17 protein-coding genes, 1 tRNA gene and 1 pseudogene are annotated in these 20,108 nt (G+C 62.5%); 11 read left to right on the top strand and 8 right to left on the bottom strand.

The window, feature by feature from the left end:
• The 5 genes and pseudogenes from Y703_RS22445 to Y703_RS0115345 form a co-directional block, all read left to right on the top strand.
• A pseudogene (locus Y703_RS22445) lies at window positions 1-195 on the top strand (hypothetical protein); the annotation flags it as partial.
• A 9-nt stretch (window positions 196-204) separates the two neighbouring features.
• On the top strand, window positions 205-672 hold the full coding sequence (locus Y703_RS0115360; protein ID WP_026553418.1) for a tRNA (cytidine(34)-2'-O)-methyltransferase: 468 nt from the start codon (window positions 205-207) through the stop codon (window positions 670-672).
• 24 nt (window positions 673-696) lie between these two features.
• Complete coding sequence (locus tag Y703_RS20295; RefSeq protein ID WP_051427652.1) at window positions 697-1,503, top strand: class I SAM-dependent methyltransferase; 807 nt, start codon at window positions 697-699, stop codon at window positions 1,501-1,503.
• A gap of 249 nt (window positions 1,504-1,752) precedes the next feature.
• Window positions 1,753-2,370 (top strand): sigma-70 family RNA polymerase sigma factor, encoded by a 618-nt coding sequence (locus Y703_RS0115350; RefSeq protein ID WP_026553417.1) that lies wholly within the window; start codon window positions 1,753-1,755, stop codon window positions 2,368-2,370.
• A gap of 16 nt (window positions 2,371-2,386) precedes the next feature.
• The gene (locus Y703_RS0115345; RefSeq protein ID WP_026553416.1) at window positions 2,387-3,214 is read left to right on the top strand and encodes an anti-sigma factor; all 828 of its coding nucleotides are present in this window, start codon (window positions 2,387-2,389) and stop codon (window positions 3,212-3,214) included.
• 12 nt (window positions 3,215-3,226) lie between these two features.
• On the opposite strand, the gene Y703_RS0115340 is transcribed toward Y703_RS0115345, so the two are convergent.
• From Y703_RS0115340 to Y703_RS0115325, 4 genes are all read right to left on the bottom strand, one after another.
• Window positions 3,227-3,985, bottom strand: coding sequence for a PIG-L deacetylase family protein (locus Y703_RS0115340; RefSeq protein ID WP_155849560.1), 759 nt, complete (start codon window positions 3,983-3,985; stop codon window positions 3,227-3,229).
• A 5-nt stretch (window positions 3,986-3,990) separates the two neighbouring features.
• Entirely contained in the window at window positions 3,991-4,938 is a 948-nt protein-coding gene (locus Y703_RS0115335) for an electron transfer flavoprotein subunit alpha/FixB family protein (RefSeq protein ID WP_026553414.1), read from the bottom strand.
• Window positions 4,939-4,984: 46 nt separating this feature from the next.
• Window positions 4,985-5,812, bottom strand: coding sequence for an electron transfer flavoprotein subunit beta/FixA family protein (locus tag Y703_RS0115330; RefSeq protein WP_026553413.1), 828 nt, complete (start codon window positions 5,810-5,812; stop codon window positions 4,985-4,987).
• 137 nt (window positions 5,813-5,949) lie between these two features.
• Window positions 5,950-7,110 (bottom strand): S1C family serine protease, encoded by a 1,161-nt coding sequence (locus Y703_RS0115325; protein ID WP_343212910.1) that lies wholly within the window; start codon window positions 7,108-7,110, stop codon window positions 5,950-5,952.
• Between the two features lie 96 nt (window positions 7,111-7,206).
• Here Y703_RS0115325 and Y703_RS23375 point away from each other — a divergent pair, with 96 nt between their 5' ends.
• The 4 genes from Y703_RS23375 (at window position 7,207) to Y703_RS0115310 (ending at window position 12,100) form a co-directional block, all read left to right on the top strand.
• Complete coding sequence (locus tag Y703_RS23375) at window positions 7,207-7,371, top strand: hypothetical protein (protein ID WP_343212909.1); 165 nt, start codon at window positions 7,207-7,209, stop codon at window positions 7,369-7,371.
• A gap of 420 nt (window positions 7,372-7,791) precedes the next feature.
• Window positions 7,792-9,696 carry a TPM domain-containing protein gene (locus Y703_RS20290; protein ID WP_051427650.1) on the top strand — a complete coding sequence of 635 codons (1,905 nt, stop codon included), beginning with the start codon at window positions 7,792-7,794 and terminating at the stop codon, window positions 9,694-9,696.
• 78 nt (window positions 9,697-9,774) lie between these two features.
• A complete protein-coding gene (locus Y703_RS0115315; protein ID WP_026553411.1) occupies window positions 9,775-10,554 on the top strand; it encodes a PspA/IM30 family protein in 780 nt (259 codons plus the stop codon).
• Window positions 10,555-10,699: 145 nt separating this feature from the next.
• Entirely contained in the window at window positions 10,700-12,100 is a 1,401-nt protein-coding gene (locus Y703_RS0115310; protein WP_026553410.1) for a cryptochrome/photolyase family protein, read from the top strand.
• A 134-nt stretch (window positions 12,101-12,234) separates the two neighbouring features.
• Here the strand turns inward: Y703_RS0115310 and Y703_RS0115305 are convergent.
• The 3 genes from Y703_RS0115305 to Y703_RS0115295 form a co-directional block, all read right to left on the bottom strand.
• Window positions 12,235-12,308 (bottom strand) — tRNA-Met (locus Y703_RS0115305).
• A 71-nt stretch (window positions 12,309-12,379) separates the two neighbouring features.
• The gene (locus Y703_RS20285; RefSeq protein WP_081743577.1) at window positions 12,380-15,319 is read right to left on the bottom strand and encodes a UPF0182 family membrane protein; all 2,940 of its coding nucleotides are present in this window, start codon (window positions 15,317-15,319) and stop codon (window positions 12,380-12,382) included.
• 308 nt (window positions 15,320-15,627) lie between these two features.
• Entirely contained in the window at window positions 15,628-16,728 is a 1,101-nt protein-coding gene (locus Y703_RS0115295; RefSeq protein ID WP_026553409.1) for a YlbL family protein, read from the bottom strand.
• 304 nt (window positions 16,729-17,032) lie between these two features.
• On the opposite strand from Y703_RS0115295, the gene Y703_RS0115290 reads away from it, so the two are divergent.
• Both Y703_RS0115290 and Y703_RS0115285 read left to right on the top strand, forming a co-directional pair.
• Window positions 17,033-18,520, top strand: coding sequence for a zinc-dependent metalloprotease (locus tag Y703_RS0115290; RefSeq protein ID WP_026553408.1), 1,488 nt, complete (start codon window positions 17,033-17,035; stop codon window positions 18,518-18,520).
• Complete coding sequence (locus Y703_RS0115285) at window positions 18,513-19,556, top strand: aldo/keto reductase (protein WP_026553407.1); 1,044 nt, start codon at window positions 18,513-18,515, stop codon at window positions 19,554-19,556. The genes Y703_RS0115290 and Y703_RS0115285 overlap by 8 nt, the downstream gene beginning before the upstream one ends.
• A gap of 1 nt (window position 19,557) precedes the next feature.
• Here Y703_RS0115285 and Y703_RS0115280 read toward each other — a convergent pair whose 3' ends face one another.
• The gene (locus Y703_RS0115280; RefSeq protein WP_026553406.1) at window positions 19,558-20,106 is read right to left on the bottom strand and encodes a M48 metallopeptidase family protein; all 549 of its coding nucleotides are present in this window, start codon (window positions 20,104-20,106) and stop codon (window positions 19,558-19,560) included.
• Between the last annotated feature and the right edge of the window lie 2 nt (window positions 20,107-20,108).

Here is a 20,108-nt window from a genome sequence, read left to right as displayed (position 1 = left end):
GGCGGCGAGGGCAACCCGTACGAGCCGATCGTTGACTACCCGCCGTCGCTTGATAAGTCGGCCTTGACGAGCGTGCACGTGGCGAACCCCGGCACGCTCCTACGCGAACTCAGGAAATTTCTTGGCGGCGGGCCGCAACCGTACGTGGTCCAGCTACCAGTACTGGGCCGATTGCTACAGTACGCCGAGCGGTAGGATTGAACAGTGTTCCGTATCCTCTTCTACACTCCCGAGATTCCCGGCAATACCGGCAACGCCATCCGTTTGGCTGCAGTCACCGGCGCCGAACTGCACCTCGTGGAACCCCTCGGTTTCACCTTCGATGACGCGAAACTTCGTCGTGCAGGGCTCGACTACCACGATCTGGCCGTGTTGCGGGTGCATAAGGACCTTCCGAGCGCCTGGGAGGCCCTCGCTCCCACGAGGGTCTTTGCTTTCACCTCCGATGGTGAGCAGTCCTACGCGAACATCAGTTACCTAGCCTCCGACGTGCTGCTGTTCGGCCCCGAATCGGTGGGCCTTCCCGAGGAAGTCAAGCAGGACCCGCACGTCACCGCTCGGGTCAGGTTGCCCATGCTCCCCACCCGACGGTCACTCAACCTCGCCAATACGGCGTCGATTGTACTCTATGAAGCCTGGCGGCAGCACAGTTTTGACGGCGCCGGTATTTGAATTTCACTCTTAGAAGGAGCCACCATGCCACCACGCCATGCCGAGGAAGCGTTCACAACCGGCGCAGAGGACTTCGAACGCCTGGCTCCTGCGCTGTGGAACCCGATGGGAAACGCTGTCGCCGCGGCTGCTGACATCGTCTTGGGTGACCGTGTGCTGGACGTGTACTGCAGCAGCGGCGCCAGCACTATTCCCGCCGCCCAGTTCACCGGCCCGGAGGGGGCTGTTGACGCCCTCGATTCGAATCCCGCTTTGCTGGACCTGGCCCGTGTGAAGGCCGATGCCATGTCTCTGAGCAGCATCCGGTTCGACACGATCGATCCAGCCGACTGGAGGGCCGACGCTCCCTATGACGTGGTGCTGTGCTGTTATGGGCTAACCCGATTCGCCGACATGGCTGCTGGCACTGCCGGGCTGGCCGACCGGCTGCGGTCAGGAGGCAGGATTGCCCTCAGCACCTGGGATGCTGGCACCTTTACCGAGTTCCGCACCCTCCTTCAGGCGGCCTGCACGGCTGAAGGTTCCACCAACGGTTCCGCGCTGGTGGAGCGGGAACTCGCCAACATGGATCTGGTGGACTCTCAGGAGAAGGTGGGTGATTGGTTGCTGGGCAATGGGTTCAGCACCGCTGGAGTCGATACAGTGAAGATCGAGGTGCCGCTGGATGAGGAGAGCGCGTGGTCGGTAGTCCGCGGCAGTGTCTTCACTCACCTGCTGCCGGCCGATGAATCAGCTGTCGAACGGATCCGCGCCGACTTCCTGAACAGGCTGGGCCACGGATTCGTCCTGAGCGCGCGCTCGCTGGTCGCTGTCGCGGAGACTGCCGTCTAGCTGCTCCGGGAGGTCCCGCGCTGGTGCCTCCCATCCTTGCCTGACGCAGTTCCGAAGTACAAGTGACAGCAAAACCTGACCCGCTAACGCCGCTGAACCAGCTGCAGAGGCGCAGACGGCCTGTCCTCGAAACAGAACATCGGGACGGTAGGGTGGATGAGAAGTCATACGGGAGGCACCGATCAATTGATCCGGGCTGGGCTGCCGCATGAACGGATTCGCAGGCGGGGCGCTTTATGCTTGGAGCATATGGAAAAGCCACGAGTCAGCAGAATGTCCTCGGCCACTTCCTCAGCGAACGGATTCGCCGATGAACCCAAGGCCACTCCAACACTGACTGATCTACTCCTCCGGGTAGCTTCCAAGGACCAGGAAGCTTTCGCCGCGTTCTATGCTCAAACTTCGCGACGTGTCTACGGCTTGGCGCGCAGGGTCCTCATTGATCCTGAATTGAGCGAGGACACCACCCAGGAGGTTTACCTTCAGGTATGGAATATTGCCGACCGGTTTCGGCCGGACATGGGCTCACCCATGGCGTGGTTGATGACCCTGACCCACCGGCGGGCCGTCGACAAGGTTCGTTCGGAGCAGAGTTCCACTGACCGCGAGGCCCGCTATGGTGCCGCGATGCAGGACATTGAGCACGACGACGTCGTCGATACCGTCACCCAGCGGCTGGAGGCTGAAACAGTTGTCAAATGCCTTGAATCGCTGACGGAAACCCAGCAGCAATCCGTAAAGCTCGCCTACTACGGCGGGCTAACCTACCGGGAAGTTGCCGAAAAGCTTGACGTAGCAGTACCAACTATCAAATCGAGGATTCGTGATGGACTTCTTCGACTCAAATCTTGTTTGGGGGTGAACTAAGGTGCAGGACAACAGCATGTTTGACGAATCGACCGACGATCTCCAGCAGGATCTGGCCAACGGCCAGGGCCTTGAATGGGCTGAGATGTACGCCCTCAACGCGCTCGGTGAGACAGAGCGGTATGCAATCGACGACTACCTCGCGCGGACCGATGTGGCGCAGCGGGAGGCCTTCAATGAGCGAGTCCGCGCTGCCAGTGAGACGCTGGCCCTAGCGTATGCAATTGATGACGTCGAGCCGCCGGCAGCACTTTTCGATCGCATTCTTGCCCAGTTGCCGGGGGATCTGGGCACCCCGGGTAGACCCGGCACGTCGTCCCCACTGGATCACAGCGAACTCGGTGAACCCTCGTCAACCGATGAACTGGCTGGCCGGCGCAAGTCAAAACAGCGCCGGACGAGGCCGGTGGGACGCTGGCTGGCAGCTGCAGCCGCGGCGGTGGTCATCACCGTCGGTGGCGTGAGTGTGGCACAGAATCTTCAGCCAACCTCGGTAGAGCAGGAGGTCCTCCAGGCGCAGGATCTTCAGTCGGAAGTCTTCAGCATCGCTGCTGGCGGTACCGCCGAGTTGCAGCTCTCCCGCGCAGAGGACGCCGCGGTGATCACCCTCAGCGAGGTGACCGCACCCCCAGCGGGCAAGGTCTACCAGATGTGGCGGGTGCCTACCGACGGCTCCGCCCCTGTCTCAATCAGCACCATGACCGGTGACGACCTTCAGGAGTCGCTGGTCACTACTGTCGAAGGCATTGGCTCGTCCACCGGGTTCGCCATCACAGTTGAACCAGATGGCGGATCCGAGCGGCCGACCCTCCCGATAGTCGCTGAGATCCCCTTCCGGGCCTGACGCCGGATAGCTCTAGAAGCCGGAAATGGTCTGGTCTGAATTGACCGGCACCACGTGGAAGGCTTCAGCGCTGGTCCCGGGCGGCAGGCCACCCCGAGACGCGTTGTCTCTGAGCAGCTGTCGGACCATGACATCCATCCGGTCGGCGTCGGGGTGCTGGCTGGTGTGGAAGTGCAGGGCTCGCAGCTTATCCTCGACAGTGTCGGTGATGTCCACGTAGTGGTTTTCCAAGTGTGTCGGGCCAGCGTAGAGCCATAGCCACGACACTTTGTGACTCGCCAGCGAGGCCGCTTCCAATTCGGGGAAGGCATAGGGGTTCTCTGCGGCCGGGTACACGGCACGGGTGACCGTTTCGCCGCAGGCAAGATGGTCAGGGTGGCTCTTCTGAATCCGGTCCCAGTTCCGTTCGGGATGCATTGACAGCACGACGTCGGGACGGACGCGGCGGATTACCTCCACCACCCGTTTGATCAGGTCATTCGAAGGTGCAAGGAAGCCGTCCAGTTCGCCCAGATAGTGGATATCGCGAACCCCCACCTGGGCGGCTGCTGCACGTTGCTCGGTTCTGCGCAGCTGGACCATCGAGCTTCGCTGCGCGTCGTCGAACCCGCCGGCGTCGCCGTCCGTCATGATGCAGTAGTCAACCTGAACGCCTGCGCCGGTGAACTGCGCCACCGTTCCGGCAGCGCCGAAGTCGATGTCATCAGGGTGGGCGGCGAAACACAACACACGCGAGATCCGGTGGCGCGACGCGTCGAAGATGGGCTGCACGTCGGTCAGGACCTGCGCTTGATGATCTCGGCAGTGGCCTGGGGAAGCACTGTGAAGAGATCACCGACTATGCCGAAGTCGGCTATGTCGAATACCGGCGAATCGGAATCCTTATTGACCGCGATAATCACCTTTGCGGTCTGCATTCCAGCCTTCTGCTGGATGGCTCCCGAAATGCCCGCCGAGATGTAGAGCTGCGGAGAGACGGTCTTCCCCGTTTGCCCGATCTGCGCCGAATGCTCAATCCACCCGGCGTCAGTTGCCGCGCGGGACGCTCCGACAGCGCCGCCAAGAGCATCAGCGAGTTCCTCGACCGGGCTGAAATCACCGTCCACACCACGTCCACCGGCCACTATCACTCTCGCCTCGGTCAGTTCGGGGCGTCCGCTCGCCGGCTTCGCGGTCCGCCCAGTGATCCGGGCCGTATTGGCCGGTGTTACGGATTCCACTGTCACCAGCTCCGGGAGGTCTCCCTCCCCAGCGGCTGCCACGTCGACGATGTTCGCCTTCACAGTGATGAGCGGGGTGCCGGTGGTCACTTTGGCCTCCACAGCGTAGGAGCCAGCCAAGACAGACTTGGTGACGGTGAGATCCTCCCCGATTGCAACTGCATCAGTGATCACCCCTGAGGAAAGCTGGATGCCGGCGCGGGCGGCGATTTCTTTTGCCTCGAAGGTGTTGCCCAGCAGCACTGCGGCCGGCGACGACGAGCGCACAACCGCTGTGAGAAAGCCTGCCTTCCCAGCGACAAGAAACTCCTCGACGTCGGCGGCAGCCGGCCGATACACGGTGCGGACTCCGCGTGCGCCCAACTCCTGGGCGATGGCGTCCGGCAGGTCGCCGATGAAGGCGACTACGGCATCCCCGAAGGTCCCCGCAAGAGTTAGCAGTTCCCGATGGCTCTTGTGCAGGGCAGCACCGGGGTTATCAATCACTACAAGAACGGTTGCCATTGCGCTGGCTCCTTTGTGTTGTTCGAGCACGAAGTGGGTGGCTTACCTAGAGCAGTTTCTGCGCTGCAAGGAAATCCACCAGACGGATCCCTGCGTCACCATCATCGCTAATGATGGTCCCCTGGCTGCGGGGAGGCCTAGGATCGGCGCTCTGCACGGCAGTCCATGCCCCGGCCAGGCCGACTTCGCCGGGTGCCACACCCACCTCGTCGAGTGAGAGAGTTGTCAAAGGCTTCTTCTTCGCGGCCATGATTCCCTTGAAGTTAGGGTACCGCGGCTCATTGATCTGGTCAGTCACGGATACGACTGCCGGCAGCGTGGCCTCGACAGTTTCTGAGTAGACGTCGCCATCGCGACGCGCGGTCAGCGACCAGGAATTGTCTCCGCGCTCCAACTCAAGTGATGAGGCAAAGGTGACCTGGGGCAGTTCCAGACGCTCCGCAAGCTGAGCTGGAACCAGCGAGGTTTCGCCGTCGGTCGAGGCCATGCCAGTGATTACCAGATCGACAGCGCCGAGGTGGCTGACGACGGCGGCAAGCGCACGGGAGGTGCCCGCCGCATCCGATCCCGCCAGGGCATCGTCACAGAGGTGCACTCCCGCGTGAGCTCCAATCTGGAGTGCTTTCTTGACCGCGCTCACGGCGCCTGCTGGCCCCATGGTGACAGCAGTGATGCGGTGCCCGGCGGCGTCCCCGCCGTGAGCCTCGACGAGCTGCAAGGCCGCTTCGAGAGCGTACTCGTCCAGTTCGGAGAGGATGCTTTCATTTCTGTCGGTTGTGCGGTCCTCCCCGCTGATGTGCCGGTCGAACTGCGCGTCTGGCACGTGCTTCACCAGGACCACAATGTCCAGGCCTACCTGCGATGCGTCTTCCATTGCTGCCTTCCTCAGTTGGGGGGGTCTGCCCTCCCTTAGCTAACCATATCGGGCCACTGGACCGTGCGGTCCCGGATGCAGAGCAGGACGGTCTCCCGAGGAAGACCGTCCTGTTCTCTCACCGTCGCGCTGTTGGGTTACCCTTCGGCCTGCTCCACTGTGACATCGACCGACTGAGCTTCTCCATTGCGCTGGAACTCGATCGGGACTGAGCCCCCCACAGCCTGCATCCTTATCGAGGCAGTGAGATCTCGTGGATCAGTGATTGGCATCCCAGCCACGCTGGTAATGATGTCACCGGTCTGGAGCCCAGCGGCAGCGGCAGGGGAACCATCGACTACTTCAGCCACCTCAGCACCAACTGAGAAGGATGTCTCCCCAGCACTGTTCTGGGACGCGGCCGGCGAAACTGATACCCCCAGGAAGCCGTGCGAGGCACTCCCGTTGTCGATGATCTCCCGGGCCACCCGCTCCGCGTAGTTGATGGGGATGGAAAAGCCAACGCCGATGTTTCCGGTGCTTTCCGCGGATCCTGCTGAGGCGATCGCGACGTTTACGCCGATGACGCTGCCCTGGGCATCGACCAGCGCTCCACCGGAGTTGCCCTGGTTGATCGCGGCGTCGGTCTGGATCACGTTCAGGTAGATCGATCCCTGTGACTGGTTCTGGGGTGTTTCTGCACCTTCCGGAGGCAGGAAATTGAACCCGTCGCCCTCCTCCTCAGGGGGAGCATCGGAGAGCTCCTCGGGCACCGCCGAGGAGGCAACGCTGATCGTCCGATTCAGCGTGGAGATAATACCGTCTGTTACCGTGCCGCTGAGGCCCAGTGGAGCGCCGATGGCAATGGCTGCGTCGCCAACATTCAGCGCATCTGAATCTGCCAGGGTGGCCGGCTGCAAATCGGGTGCGTCAACCTTGATCACCGCCAGGTCGGACAGCGGGTCGGTGCCGACAATCTCGGCTGGGAACACTCGGCCGTCGCTGGTACGGATCTCTACTGCCGCGTCGCTGACCTGACCGCCGAGCGTGACAACGTGGGTATTGGTGAGGATGTGACCTTCGTCATCGAGGACGATTCCGGAACCGGAGCCGCCCGCGCCAGCACCGCTCACAGCGATAGTGACAACGCTGGGGGAGGCTTTCAACGCAGCACCAGTGACTTCGTTGACGCTTTCAGTGTCATTGACAACTACCGACTGTGACTGCCCGGTCGTTGAGGCCGGGATTGACCCCTGGCCGCCCACCAGCTGATCCACTCCAGCTACCACTCCGCCGCCCAGCAGGCCGGCCACTAACATTCCGCTGACGAACGTTGCGGTGCCTACTCGCTTCTTATCCCGCTTCGGCGAGCCCGCGGCCGGGGGTAATGACGATCCGTAAAATACGCTACTGGAGTGGGATCCGTCGTCGTCGGCCACGCCAGAGGACTGTCCTGGAGGGGACTGGCCCGCACCGGCACTGGGCACGTGGGGCTGCATCGGATGAGGCTGGGTGGACGGCTGCTGCTCGTCGGAGTGCGGCTGCCCCTCGAGAGGGCGCTGGTCATCGGGCGGGCCTGAGCGCCCATCCTCTGGACGAGAAGAGTCCTGCCATGCATGGGTTGGCGGCGTCTGTGGACGGGGTGGGATGTTCCGCTCGAACCCGTGCGTGTTGTCTTCAGTCATCGGAAAGCCTTTCGTCTCGATGCATCGAACTATGCCAAACCATTCTGGGCCTTTGACTGATGTTCGCTGGGTGAATGCTGTGAGCCAACCGAACGTCGGTGTGCCCTGCCGTCATTCTTCCCGGGTTGACCGTCTCCCGCAAAGAATAGACACCCGCCGCGCCCCCATTTCGCTAGGGGCAGATCCGCCACAGGTGGACTGCCCCTGTGGCGCGCCCTAGACTCAAAATGAGCGCATTAGAGCGTTGGCTGCACCTGCCGCCGACCCCTAGTCCTCGCCCACTGAGTATTCGGTGACACATCTGAAGGGTATTGAATGCGATCGAGCACCAAGCGCCTCGCGGCATCAGTTGGCGTCAGTGCCATGCTGATGCTGCCCCTCGCCACGCTTCCCGGAGCGTCAGCGGCACCCCCTGTCGACTTTGGTGCTGAGGAAATCATCGATGATGCGGGCGTGCTGGACCCGTCCGGGCTTGCCGAACTCGAGGATTCAATTGCCCAGCTGCGGGACGACGAGGGCTACCGCCTGCGCGTGGTCTACGTAGACACCTTTACTGACCCGGAAGATGCTGAGGCATGGGCGTTGGAAACCGCCGAGGTCAGCGGGTTGGGCGAGGCGGATGTGCTGCTGGCGGTGGCAGTCGAGAGCCGTCAAGGGCAGTTCATTGCAAGCGACCAAAGCCCGCTGCGCGCAGAGGTTTCTCAGATCTATAATTCCGACATCATTCCTGAGTTGAGTAACGCTGACTGGGCTGGCGCGGGAGTCGCGGCCGCTGGAGCTGTTACCGAGGTGCTTTCCGGCAATTCAGGTGGGTCAGGTGGCGATGGTGACAACGAATCAAGCACCGGGGGCAGCGGTCTTGGCGCCGTTATCCTCGTCGGTGCCCTGGTGGCACTGGCCGGCATCGGAGGCTTCTTCTTCTTACGCTCCAGGAGCCAGAAGTCGCTCGCCAGCGGACCATCCGAGACCAAAGACTTCGGCCCGGGCCGGGGCCAGGACGGCGAGGTACTCGATCCACTGGCATCACTGAGCGTCGAGGAGCTCAGGAAAAAGGCTGGCAGTCTCCTGATTGCAGCTGATGATGCAATCAAGTCGAGCGAACAGGAAGTTGGTTTCGCCCAGGCGCAGTACGGCGATGCAGCAGTGCAGCCGTTCGTCGACGACATCGCTGCTGCGAAACGGCACATGAGCGAATCTTTCAAGTTGCAGCAGCAACTCGATGACCACATCCCCGATACTGAAGAGCAGCAGCGCACCTGGCTCGGCGACATCATTCGTCGGTGTGAGTCGGTCAACGGTTCACTCCAGGAACACAAGGCTGACTTTGATGCCCTGCGCGAGCTCGAACGCAATGCACCCGCGGCGCTGGCAGCTGCCCAGCTCTCGGCCGACAGCGTGAAGACCCGCGTCAGCGAGGCTGAACAGACCTTGCGGCAGCTGCAGCAGAAGTATGCCGATTCGGCGACCTCGCAGGTGCAGGACAACGTGGAGCAGGCTAATGAGCGGCTGCAGTTCGTCGACAGTGCAGCCGAGTCTGCCCAGCAGCACCTCAGCGGTGGAGATACCGGGTCGGCGGTAATCGCCGTCCGCGCCGCGGAGGAGAGCGTCCACCAGACCACTGTGCTGCTGGAAGCGATCAGCAAGCGGGCCACTGAGCTCGATGCAGCACAGGTGGAGCTGGACCGTTCAGTCTCCGACACCGCTCAGGATTTGGCTCAGGCCAAGGCAATGCTGGCCACCGGGCAGCACCAGGACCTTGCCGGTCCCGTAGCCTCAGCGGAAGCCGCGCTCACTACCGTCAGGACCGAATCCTCCGGTGGACGGGTTGACCCGGTATCTCTGCTGCAACGAACTGAAGCGGCTCATGCCCAGCTTGATACGGCCCTTGGCGGCGTCAAGAACCAGGCCGAGCAGACGCAGCGGGCGCGCGAAGCCCTGCAGCACGCCATTATGGCCGCCCAATCAAGGATTTCCGGCACCTCTGACTACATTCGTGCCCGCCGTGGCGGCGTGGGCAGCGAGGCACGCACCAGGCTGGCCGAAGCGGAGCGGAATCTCGACTATGCAGTCCAGATCCAGTCCGACGACCCCGTCGCAGCGTTGTCCCACGCACAGCAGGCCACGGCCCTGGCTGAGCAGGCAGCCCAGATCGCACAGCAGGACGTCGACGGCTTCGGCGGCGGCATGGGCGGTTTTGGCGGCGGCGGCGGCGATTTCTAGCCCCTGCCCCTCCTCTATATTCCTCACCCTCACGGGTGATTAGGTACTCACAACATAGGCGAATCGAAAGGCAACCCCATGGTAAAGCAGTCAATTTTCGGACGGATTACTCAGCTGGCCAAGGCCAACATCAACTCCCTGCTGGACCAGGCAGAGGACCCGCAGAAGATGTTGGACCAGATGGTCCGCGACTACACAAACAGCATCGCCGAGGCCGAAAGCGCCGTCGCCCAGACCATCGGGAATCTGCGGATGCTGCAGGAGGACCACAAGGAAGACCTCGACAGCGCCCGCAACTGGGGCAATAAAGCCCTCGCCGCTTCGAAGAAGGCTGACGAGTACCGCAATTCCGGAGATACAGTCGACGCCGAGAAGTTCGACAACCTGGCGAAGGTGGCAATCCAGCGCCAGATGACCTCCGAGAACGAGGCCCGCGGCGTCGAGCCCACCATCGGCTCGCAAGAGGAGATCGTCGAGAAACTAAAGACCGGTCTGAATCAGATGAAGGGCAAGCTGAACGAGCTCACCAGCAAGCGTGACGAGCTAATCGCCCGGTCCCGCACGGCGCAGGCCCAGCAGCAGGTCCACGATGCGGTGAAGAGCATCGACTTCATGGATCCCACCAGCGAGGTGGGCCGGTTCGAGGAAAAGATCCGGCGCGAGGAAGCTCGAGTCCTCGGCCAGGCCGAACTTGCGAACTCCAGCCTCGATTCGCAGTTCGAAAGCCTTGAGGACCTTGGCGAGCAGACTGAAGTCGAAGCCCGCCTTGCCGCACTGAAATCCGGTGGTTCCGGCGGACGTGCGCCATCGGCCATCGGCCAGGGAAGCGACACCGACGAGTATCGCCCAGGCCAGTAACACCTGGATCAGTAGGCCAGGAAGCCGGCGTCACGCCCATGTGGCGCCGGCTTCCTGCTCCCAGGGCGAGATCGCCGTCGTCAGTGCCACCAGCGCCGCCGCACCTACCCAGCGTTTGTTGGGCGCTGCAGGTAGATTTGTCTCCATGGCACCAACACTCGTATGGCTTCGCGATGACCTCCGGCTCGGCGACAACCCGGCACTGACTGCGGCGCTCCAGTGCGACAACGACGATCTCATCATCTGCTTTGTGTTCGACGAGAAAAGTCCTGGCATTCGCCCCCTCGGTGGTGCAACCCGCTGGTGGCTCCACCATTCGCTGGCCAGCCTGTCCCGCGCCGTCACAGCCCTTGGCAGTCAGCTGGTGCTGCGTTCAGGCCAGGCCGGTGAAGTCATCCGGGGGCTCGTGGCTGAAACTGGCGCGGATCGTGTCCTGTGGAACCGTCGGTACGCCCATCCCGAACGAACCATTGATGCTGAACTAAAATCCTGGTGCGCTGATAACGGAGTCGAGGCAACCAGCTACCAGGCCAACCTCCTTTTTGAGCCCTGGCAAGTCAGTACTGGCGCCGGTGGCCCGTACAAAGTCTTCACGCCGTTCTGGAGGGCCTGCATGGGCCAGCCGGAGCCACGGGCCCCACTGCCCGCCCCTGAACGCTTGGCCGGCCCAACGCTGCCGTCGGAAGAGCTTTCCTCCTGGGACCTCCTGCCGACCACCCCGGACTGGGCCGCTGGGTTGCAGGAGCAATGGACCCCCGGCGAGGAAGGCGCCTGGGGACGCGTCAACGCGTTTCTCGACGGATCGGTTGAGGGATACGCGGCGAACCGTGATCTGCCCGGCGTGGAGGGCACCAGCCGCCTCTCGCCCCACCTTCGGTTCGGGGAGATCAGTCCCTTTCAAATCTGGCATGAGTCGCAGGCCGCCACCAACGGGGCGGTTGCCAGCGACATCAAGGTGTTTGGCTCAGAGGTCGGATGGCGAGAATTTTGCTGGCAGCTTCTTTACCACAACACCGATTTGGCCACCCAAAACTATCGGCGGGAGTTTGACGGCTTCGCCTGGCAGACCCCGACGCCCGGCGAGCTCGGTGCCTGGCAGCGCGGCCAGACCGGCTATCCGTTGATCGATGCGGGGATGCGCCAGCTGTGGGACACCGGATGGATGCACAATCGGGTCCGGATGGCGACCGCTTCTTTCCTCATCAAGAACCTCATGGTGGACTGGCGCGTCGGGGAGCAATGGTTCTGGGACACACTGGTGGATGCCGACTCTGCAAGCAATCCCGCGAACTGGCAGTGGGTGGCCGGATCGGGTGCCGATGCCTCGCCGTACTTCCGGATCTTCAACCCCGTGACCCAGAGCAAGAAATTCGACAGCGGTGGGATATACCTCAAGCGCTTTGTCCCGGAGCTCAGGGAGGCCGCCAACGTCCACGAACCGTGGAAAGCAGCACAGCCGCCCAAGGACTATCCCGCCCCAGTGGTCGACCTCGCCGCGACCCGCGAGCGTGCCCTGTCCGCTTACCAGGACCTCCGCGCCGACTAGGGAAGCTACCGGGGATTCGGCCAGCTCCGCCGTCGGGCGGTAGAAATGCGGCGTTGGTCGCCGCCCTCCCGGCGCTAACCGGCACATAAAAAGATCCTGATCAGTGGGTGACACTGATCAGGATCTTTTTCTCGTTGCGGGGACAGGATTTGAACCTGTGACCTCTGGGTTATGAGCCCAGCGAGCTACCGAACTGCTCCACCCCGCGGCGTAAACTCAACATTACGGCCCCGGGATGGATAGTGCAAATCGGCGGGAGTAGGGCGGCTTTCAGCTGCCCTACTCCCCTGCTGGCGCGGCCCCTGACTGCCGTTCCTCGGCGTCGAGAGCCCGTGCCAGCGCGTCACTCAGACGATCCTGAGCTTCGCCATAGGCTGCGAAGTCACCATCCGCGAGCGCCTCCTGGCCATCCTGGATGGCCGTATTGGCGTCCTCTAGCGCTGCCCGTAGGTCAGCGGCCGGATCATCGGTTCCACCGGTTGCTGGCTCGGTGGGAGCCTCAGTAGGCTCTCCCTCAGGAACCTCACCAGGATCGCTCTCAACAAGGGGAGCATCGGGATCGTCGGGTGTCTCGCCGACGTTCTCACTGTCACCCGTCACCGCTCCTGAATCGCCGCCGAAGACCTGGTCAAGAGCCTCGTCTAGCGTTGGCGCGAAGCCAACCTCTTCCCCGAAGCTCACCAGCACGCGCCTGAGAACCGGGAAGGAGGAATCACCCGAGGACTGGACGTACACGGGCTGCACATAGGCCACGCCGCCACCGATAGGCAGGGTCAGCAGGTTACCGCTGATCACCTCGGAGGCGCCCTGGCGCAACAGGTTCAGCTCCTGCGACACCTCGGTGTCCGAGTTGAACAGGTTGGCTGCCTGGCCCGGTCCGACGGCTGAGTCCTGACCTGACGAGTCAAGGAGCCGCAACGTTCCGTAGGTGTCGGCCTTTACCCCGTCCTCGTCTGTACCGGCGTCCCCGTCGGCGGCCAGGAAGCCGTAGAGAATGTTCCGTGCCTCCTGCCCCTCGGGAACGAATGGAATGAACGGGGTGGTCAGTGAGAAGCTGGCGCCCTCCTGTTCAGGCATCTGCAGCGACAGGTAGAACGGCGGCTGCGGCACATCGACGTCATCTGCCTCAAGCGTCGGATCATCCGGGACGCTCCACGCCTCATTGTTGCTGTAGAACGGCTCGGTCTCGGTAACGTGGTACCGGGCGAGCAACTCCCGCTGCACCTTGAAGAGGTCCTCCGGGTAACGCACGTGGGCCATCAGATCGGCAGACATCTCACTATATGGCTGCAGCGAACTCGGGTAGACATTCTGCCATGCCCTGAGAATCGGGTCTTCCTCATCCCAGGCGTACAGATCCACCGAGCCGTCGTAGGCATCAACAGTGGCCTTGACGGCGTTGCGGATGTAGTTGACCTGCTCCGCAGGAAGCGGAGTGGCAAGACCCTCAGCGGTCAGCGAATCCTGGGTCGCTGACTGAAGCTCCTGCTGCGTTGAGTACGGGTAATCAGCTGTGGTTGTGTAGCCATCAATGATCCATTTGACCCGGCCGTCGACAATTGCAGGGTAACTGTTGCCGTCAAGGGTCAGGTAGGGGGCTACCTTCTCAACCCTCTCCACTGGGTCGCGGTCATAGAAGATCTGGGATTCGCTATTGACCTGGTCCGACAACAGCAGGTCGGTCGACTGGAATTTCAGTGCATAGACCAACCGGTTGAAGATGTTGCCCACATCGGGGCCGCCACTGCCCTGGAAGGTACTGCGCGACTGCTGATCGGACTCTTCGCTCTGCGGCCGGTCAATCTCAATGGGGTTCGCTCCCTCGGGAGCTCCGACCACCGAGTAGAGCGGGGAGGTTTCACCGAAGTAAATCCGCGGCTCATAGTTGCTCTCGTCACCCAGGACTCCGGTTGATGGAATTCCTGACTGGATGAACGACGGACGACCATCCGGTTCAGTGGTCGAGCCGGCGGCGGCAACGATTCCATAGCCGTGCGTGTACAGGACGTGCTGGTTGATCCAGCCATCCGGCACACCAGCAGTGTTCAGCTCCCGAACTGCGATCACAGTATCTTCGATTTCACCGTCGATCTCATACCGGCCCACGTCGAGGGTCTCGGGGAACTGGTAGTACTGGCGGAACTGCTGAAGCTGGCTGAACGCGTCGCTCACCAGGTTCGGGTCAAGCAACCTGATGTTTGCTGTGGTCTCGCCGTCATCGTTCAGGGCTCCGGTCTCTGGAATCTCAACCGGACTATAGGGATTTACCTCCACCTCATCCAACCCGTAGGCTGCCCGGGTCTGATCGATATTGCGTTCGATGAACGGCTCTTCGCGGCTGAACTCGGACGGCACCACCTGGAAGCGCTGGATAACCCAGGGGTACACTCCGCCGGCGAGGATCGCCGTAATGATCAGCATCGCGGTGCCGATGATCGGCAGGCGCCAGCGGCCGATAACCGCTGAGACGATGAACAGGACAGCGACGATGATCGCTGCGGCAGCAAGAATCGCCTTGGTGGGGATCACCGCGTTGACGTCGGTGTACAGCGCGCCATCCCACCGTCCGCCGGTTCCCGTGAGGGTCGCGTACCGGTCCAGCCAGTAGTTCACACCCTGCAGCAGCAGGAACAGTGCTGCGAGGACCGCGATGTGGATTCGGGCGGCCTTACTCGTGAAAAGTCCCTTCTCCTCAAGGCGGATACCCCCGTAGAGGTAGTGGGTGAGGACGCCAGCAATTGCGCTGATGATGACCACGCTGATCAGGAAGCCGATAAGGAAGGTCAGGAACGGCAGGGTAAACACGTAGAAGGCAATGTCCAGGCCAAACTCGGGGTCCTGCTCGCCGAAGGGTTCCTGGTTAAAGAACAACAGCACCGGCTGCCACTGGGACGCGGCAGCGGTTCCAGCGAATGCTGCCAACACAACTGGGATACCGAGCATCAGCAGCCGGCGGATCGGCTCAAGCTGGGTCTGGTACCGATTCAGGTTGTCCTGGACCGCACTGTCCGGTGCGTAGATCGGACGGGACCGATAGGCGACCCGGAGGCTGAAATAGACGCTGATCCCCATGATGAGGAATGCAGCAGCGAACAAACCGATTCGGGAGAGATTTTCGGTGACGAAGACCTCAACGAAACCAAGCTGGTTATACCAAAGCACGTCCGCGTAGATCTGCGATATGTAGACGAGGGCGATGACGAGGACTGCCAGCACCACCAACGTCGGAATGAGCGGGCTGCGTCTTTTGGCGCTGCTGGAATTGGTTTGGCTCGGCCTGCTGCCGAACGGCCGGTCTGGTCCGGAAGTCACATTTACCTCATCGTTGGATCCGTTGGATCACGGAAACCGAGGTCAACACCCCCCACATCGGCGGCACGACAGCAGTTCCATGCATTTCCATTCTGCCCTGAATACGTGCGAGCATCCCAATTTCGTTCCGGTCGGAGCCTCCAGCGGCAAGATCGACATCAAACCGTGTCCTAATTCAGCACCCAATGGGGTCAGGCGCCGTTCTCTTTCTCGGGTCAGTCCGCTTCGCACGTCGGTAGGGCAGTGCCGTCGTCGCCCGCGCCGAGCGTAGTGACAGCGTCCACGGCGTCGTCGAGGGTTCCCACCCGGACGACCTGCAGCCCGTCCGGCACGTGCCCTACCACCTCGCCACAGTTGGCGGCCGGAGCCAGGAATACCTCGGCTCCCGCTTCCCTTGCTCCCGCAAGTTTTTGGCGGATCCCGCCGATCGGTCCCACCTGGCCGGCCGAATCAATGGTGCCGGTTCCGGCGAAGTGCTTGCCCCCGGTCAGCTCGCCCTCAGTGAGCAGGTCAATAATTCCCAGGGCGAACATTGACCCAGCCGAGGGGCCGCCCACGTTGTCCAGGGCGATTGTGATGTCGAAGGGAAAGGTGAAGTTGGCAACCAGCCCGACGCCGAGCTGGAAGTCCCCACTCGGCGAAGCCTTGGGGGTCACCTCTTCGCTGACCTCCCCGCCGTCGCGCACCAACCCGATATCCACCGCCTCGCCGTTCGCGGCGTTAAGAGAATCCCTGAGGACACCAATGTTGGTGACTTCAGTTCCATCCACCGAGGCAATGATGTCGCCCTCTTCCAAAATTCCGGTGGCCGCCGCGTCCTCGACCAGCCCGGCAACTGAGAGCTCCTCCTGGAACTCGATGTCCAGGTGTGCGAGCGCCGCAGCGATCGCCGATTCCTGCGAGGAGGTCATTGCAACTGCATTCTGCTCCTGGATATCTTCCTGGGTGACATCCGGCGGATACCTCAGCTCGCGTGGCACAACTGATTCGGTGGGATTCACCCAGGCCCTGAACACCTCGAGAATCCCCAGCTGAGTACCCGGCCCACCGGTCACGTACACGGTGGTGAGGTCCAGGTCACCGGAAGCGGGAAAGGTCTGTCTCCCCTGCACTTCAATGAGGGGTTGGGAATCGATTTCCCCAATCGTATTGAAGGTCGGCCCGGGCGATTCCACCACGTAGGGGGCAGGCAGCAAGACCGCAGCGGCACCCAGCAGCAGCGCAAGGAACCCGGACATCACCATCACGATGAAGCGGGGATCCCGCTTCGACTTGGTGGGCGGCGCCGGAAGGTCGAAGTGGGTGGGCTGGGTCAACAGGAAACCTTCTCTTAGTCAGACACTTCGCAGGTGTGCAGCGGAGCGTAACGAAACTATGTCTCCGGCCAACTACGCACCGGCGAGCTTCTTTAGCGTACTTCCTGAGCCAACCGGCAGCATCCAAGCGCAGGGCGCCAATCACTTTGCCCTCAGCGAACGGTCCAGCGCGTCCGGGACAACCCAACGGGACGGCGGGTAACGTTGAAGATCCAATCAGTTGTTCACCGGCTGTCGGCGGAGCGCACAGCCGGCTCTCAACAGCAGCCAATCCAAGCAGCCAATCCCAGGACCGGTGGTAGCAGTGACCTCCAACCCGTCAGATCCGTCCAACGACGACGGCGACACCCCCAAGGATCCCCTTTCCGAGATGCTGGCCCGCCTGATGGGCGGTGATGCCCAGGGTATGGATCCCCAGGAGCTGGCCAAGGCTGCTGGCTTGCCGTCCGATCCGCAGGCGATGGCGATGATGATGCAGCAGGTCCAGGCCATGTTCGCTGCCCAAAGCGACGGGCCGGTGAACTGGCAGCTCGCCCATGAGCACGCGCGGCGGGTCGCGGCGACCGACGGTGACCCCTCGGTCACCCCGCAACAGCGACGTGATGTCGATGAGGCCCTGAGGCTCGCCGAGATGTGGCTCGACCCGGTCACGGATTTTCCTTCCACCAATACTCTCGGACATGCCTGGTCCCGCGCCGAATGGGTTGAGGCAACCATTGACACCTGGAAGCGCCTGACCGAGCCTGTCGCTGTCAGCATAGCCAAAGCACTGTCCGACGCCATCTCCGATCAGCTGCCCGAGGAGATGAAGTCGATGATGGGCGGTGCCTCATCAATGCTGCAGAATCTCGGCGGCGCGATGTTCGGCATGCAGCTGGGTCAGGCGGTCGGCGCCCTGTCCAGGGACGTAGTCAGTTCCACCGACATTGGGGTCCCCCTTGCCGAGGGCCAGATGGCTCTGCTGCCAGCGAATGTTGGTGCCTTTGGCGAGGGCCTTGACATCCCCGAGCCGGAAGTAAGGCTATTTCTCGCTGTGCGGGAGGCGGCCCACACCCGGCTGTTCACCCAGGTGCCCTGGCTCTCCGGTCACCTGCTCGGTGCTGTTGAAAGCTACGCCCGGGGTATTCACATCGACATGTCCAAGATCGAGGAAGTAGCACGTGAAATAGATCCTTCCAACCCCGAGTCGATGCAGGCGGCCCTGTCCGAAGGGGTTTTCATGCCTGGGCGAACGCCCCAGCAGGACGCGGCACTGATCCGCCTGGAGACTGCCCTGGCCCTCGTCGAGGGATGGGTCGACGAACTGACCGCCGCTGCCACAGCGAACCTGCCCTCGTCCGCTGCGCTGAGGGAAATGGTCCGCCGCAGGCGCGCGACTGGCGGTCCGGCCGAGCACGCGTTCGCCTCACTCGTCGGGCTGGAGCTGCGGCCACGACGGCTGCGCGACGCCGCCGTGCTGTGGGCCCAGCTGACAACCGAACGGGGCATCGAGGGCCGCGACGCCGTCTGGGAGCATCCCGATTTGCTGCCGACCGCCGAGGACCTCGACGATCCTCAGGGCTTCAGCCAGCGTCGCCAGCTTGCCGAGTCATCGGATTCCGAGGTGGACGCGGCGCTCCAGCGTTTGCTTGACGGCGGATTCGACGAGACCCCGGAATCGGACGAACCAACCGACGCTCCCTCGACTGGAGACGGCTTACACGACGCCGTTGGTGATAGTGACGCCGAGGATAACAGCGACGGTAGCAGTGACAACGACGACGACTCCGGAAGCGGTAAACCCAATGTCTGATCAGGCCACCCCCCAGCCCACCACCCAGCTTGGCCGGACCGGCGTCGAGGTCAGCCGCCTCTGCCTCGGCACGATGATGTTCGGAGACTGGGGCAATAAGGATCACGATGATTCAATCAGGGTGATCCGTCGTGCGATCGATTCAGGGATCAACTTCATCGACAGCGCCGACATCTATGCCTACGGCGAGTCGGAAGAGATTCTCGGCAAGGCGATCGCTCAGCACGGCAACCGCGACGACCTGGTCATCGCGACCAAGTTCTTCAATGGCATGAAGCAGCAGCCAAACTACCGGGGTGGCTCCCGCCACTGGATCATGAGGGCGGTCGAGGACTCGTTGCGGCGCCTTGGCACTGACTACATCGACCTGTACCAAATGCACCGCCCGGATGAGCACACCGATATTGAGGAGACTCTCGGTGCCCTTGACGATCTGGTTCGCCAGGGCAAGGTGCGGTACATCGGATCGTCGACCTTTCAGCCCTCCCAGGTGGTTGAGGCCCAGTGGGCGGCACGCCAGAACCAGACCACGCGTTTCGTAACCGAGCAGCCCCCATACTCCCTGCTCGCCCGCGGGATTGAGGCGGACCTGCTGCCAACAACTCACCGGCATTCAATGGGCACCCTCGTCTGGAGTCCGCTGGCGGGCGGGTGGCTGAGCGGTAAATACCGGAAGGGTCAGGACCTCCCGTCCACACGTCGCGGCTCGGACAAGGACGCGTTTGACCTGACCAATCCGGTGACTGCCGCGAAGCTTGAGGCTGCTGACTCCCTGGGGGCGCTGGCTGACGACCTTGGTGTTCAGCTGGTTCATCTGGCGTTGGCGTTTGTTCTCCGCCATCCGGGTGTCACCAGTGCAATTGTTGGTCCACGCACCATGGAACAGCTTGATTCGTTGCTGGACGCCTCATCACTGGAACTCGATGATGCGACCCTCGACAGGATCGACGAGATTGTCCCCCCGGGCACCAATATCGACCCTCAGGACGCCGGTTTCAGCAACTACTGGCTCAGCACAGAGCGGCGTCGCCGCTAGTTCAGTGGCCAGCCAATCCGTGGTTCGAGGCAAAGGACACCCCCTCAAGGAACGCCTTGGCTGCTTCCGTCCTCGGATACGCCTCGAGTAGGCGCCAGAACACGCGGTTGTGGGAGGGCTCAATGAGGTGCGCCATCTCGTGCAGGATGACGTAGTCCACCACCCAGGCGGGCATCCCCTGCAGCTTGTGAGAGAGGCGGATGGTCTTGCGGGCCGGTGTGGCCGATGCCCACCGGGAATTTTGGTTCGTCACCCACCCGATGCTGACCGGTTGCCCAAGCCCGGCCAGGTAGGCTTCCGACAGCGCTCCGGCGCGCTGCAGGAGCTCCTCCCCCCGGTCCGCCAGCCCTGCGCCGTCCCGGGCCGGGGCGAGAGCCTGCTGCTTGGACATGAGCTTGGTCACCATCCGCTGCACCCAGTCTTTTTCCTGAGCCGCGGTGAAGTGGGCGGGGATGGAAACGATAACGACGCCGTCGCGCAGGTCAGCACTGACGGTCCGCCTGCGCTTCGCGGAACGTCTGACTTCAACTGGCAGATCGTCGGCGGTCATTC

Source organism: Arthrobacter sp. H20 (assembly GCF_000520515.1).
Classification (GTDB): Bacteria; Actinomycetota; Actinomycetes; order Actinomycetales; family Micrococcaceae; genus Arthrobacter_D.
The sequence above is the reverse complement of the archived record's forward strand: the minus strand, read 5'-3'. Positions and strand labels throughout refer to the sequence as shown.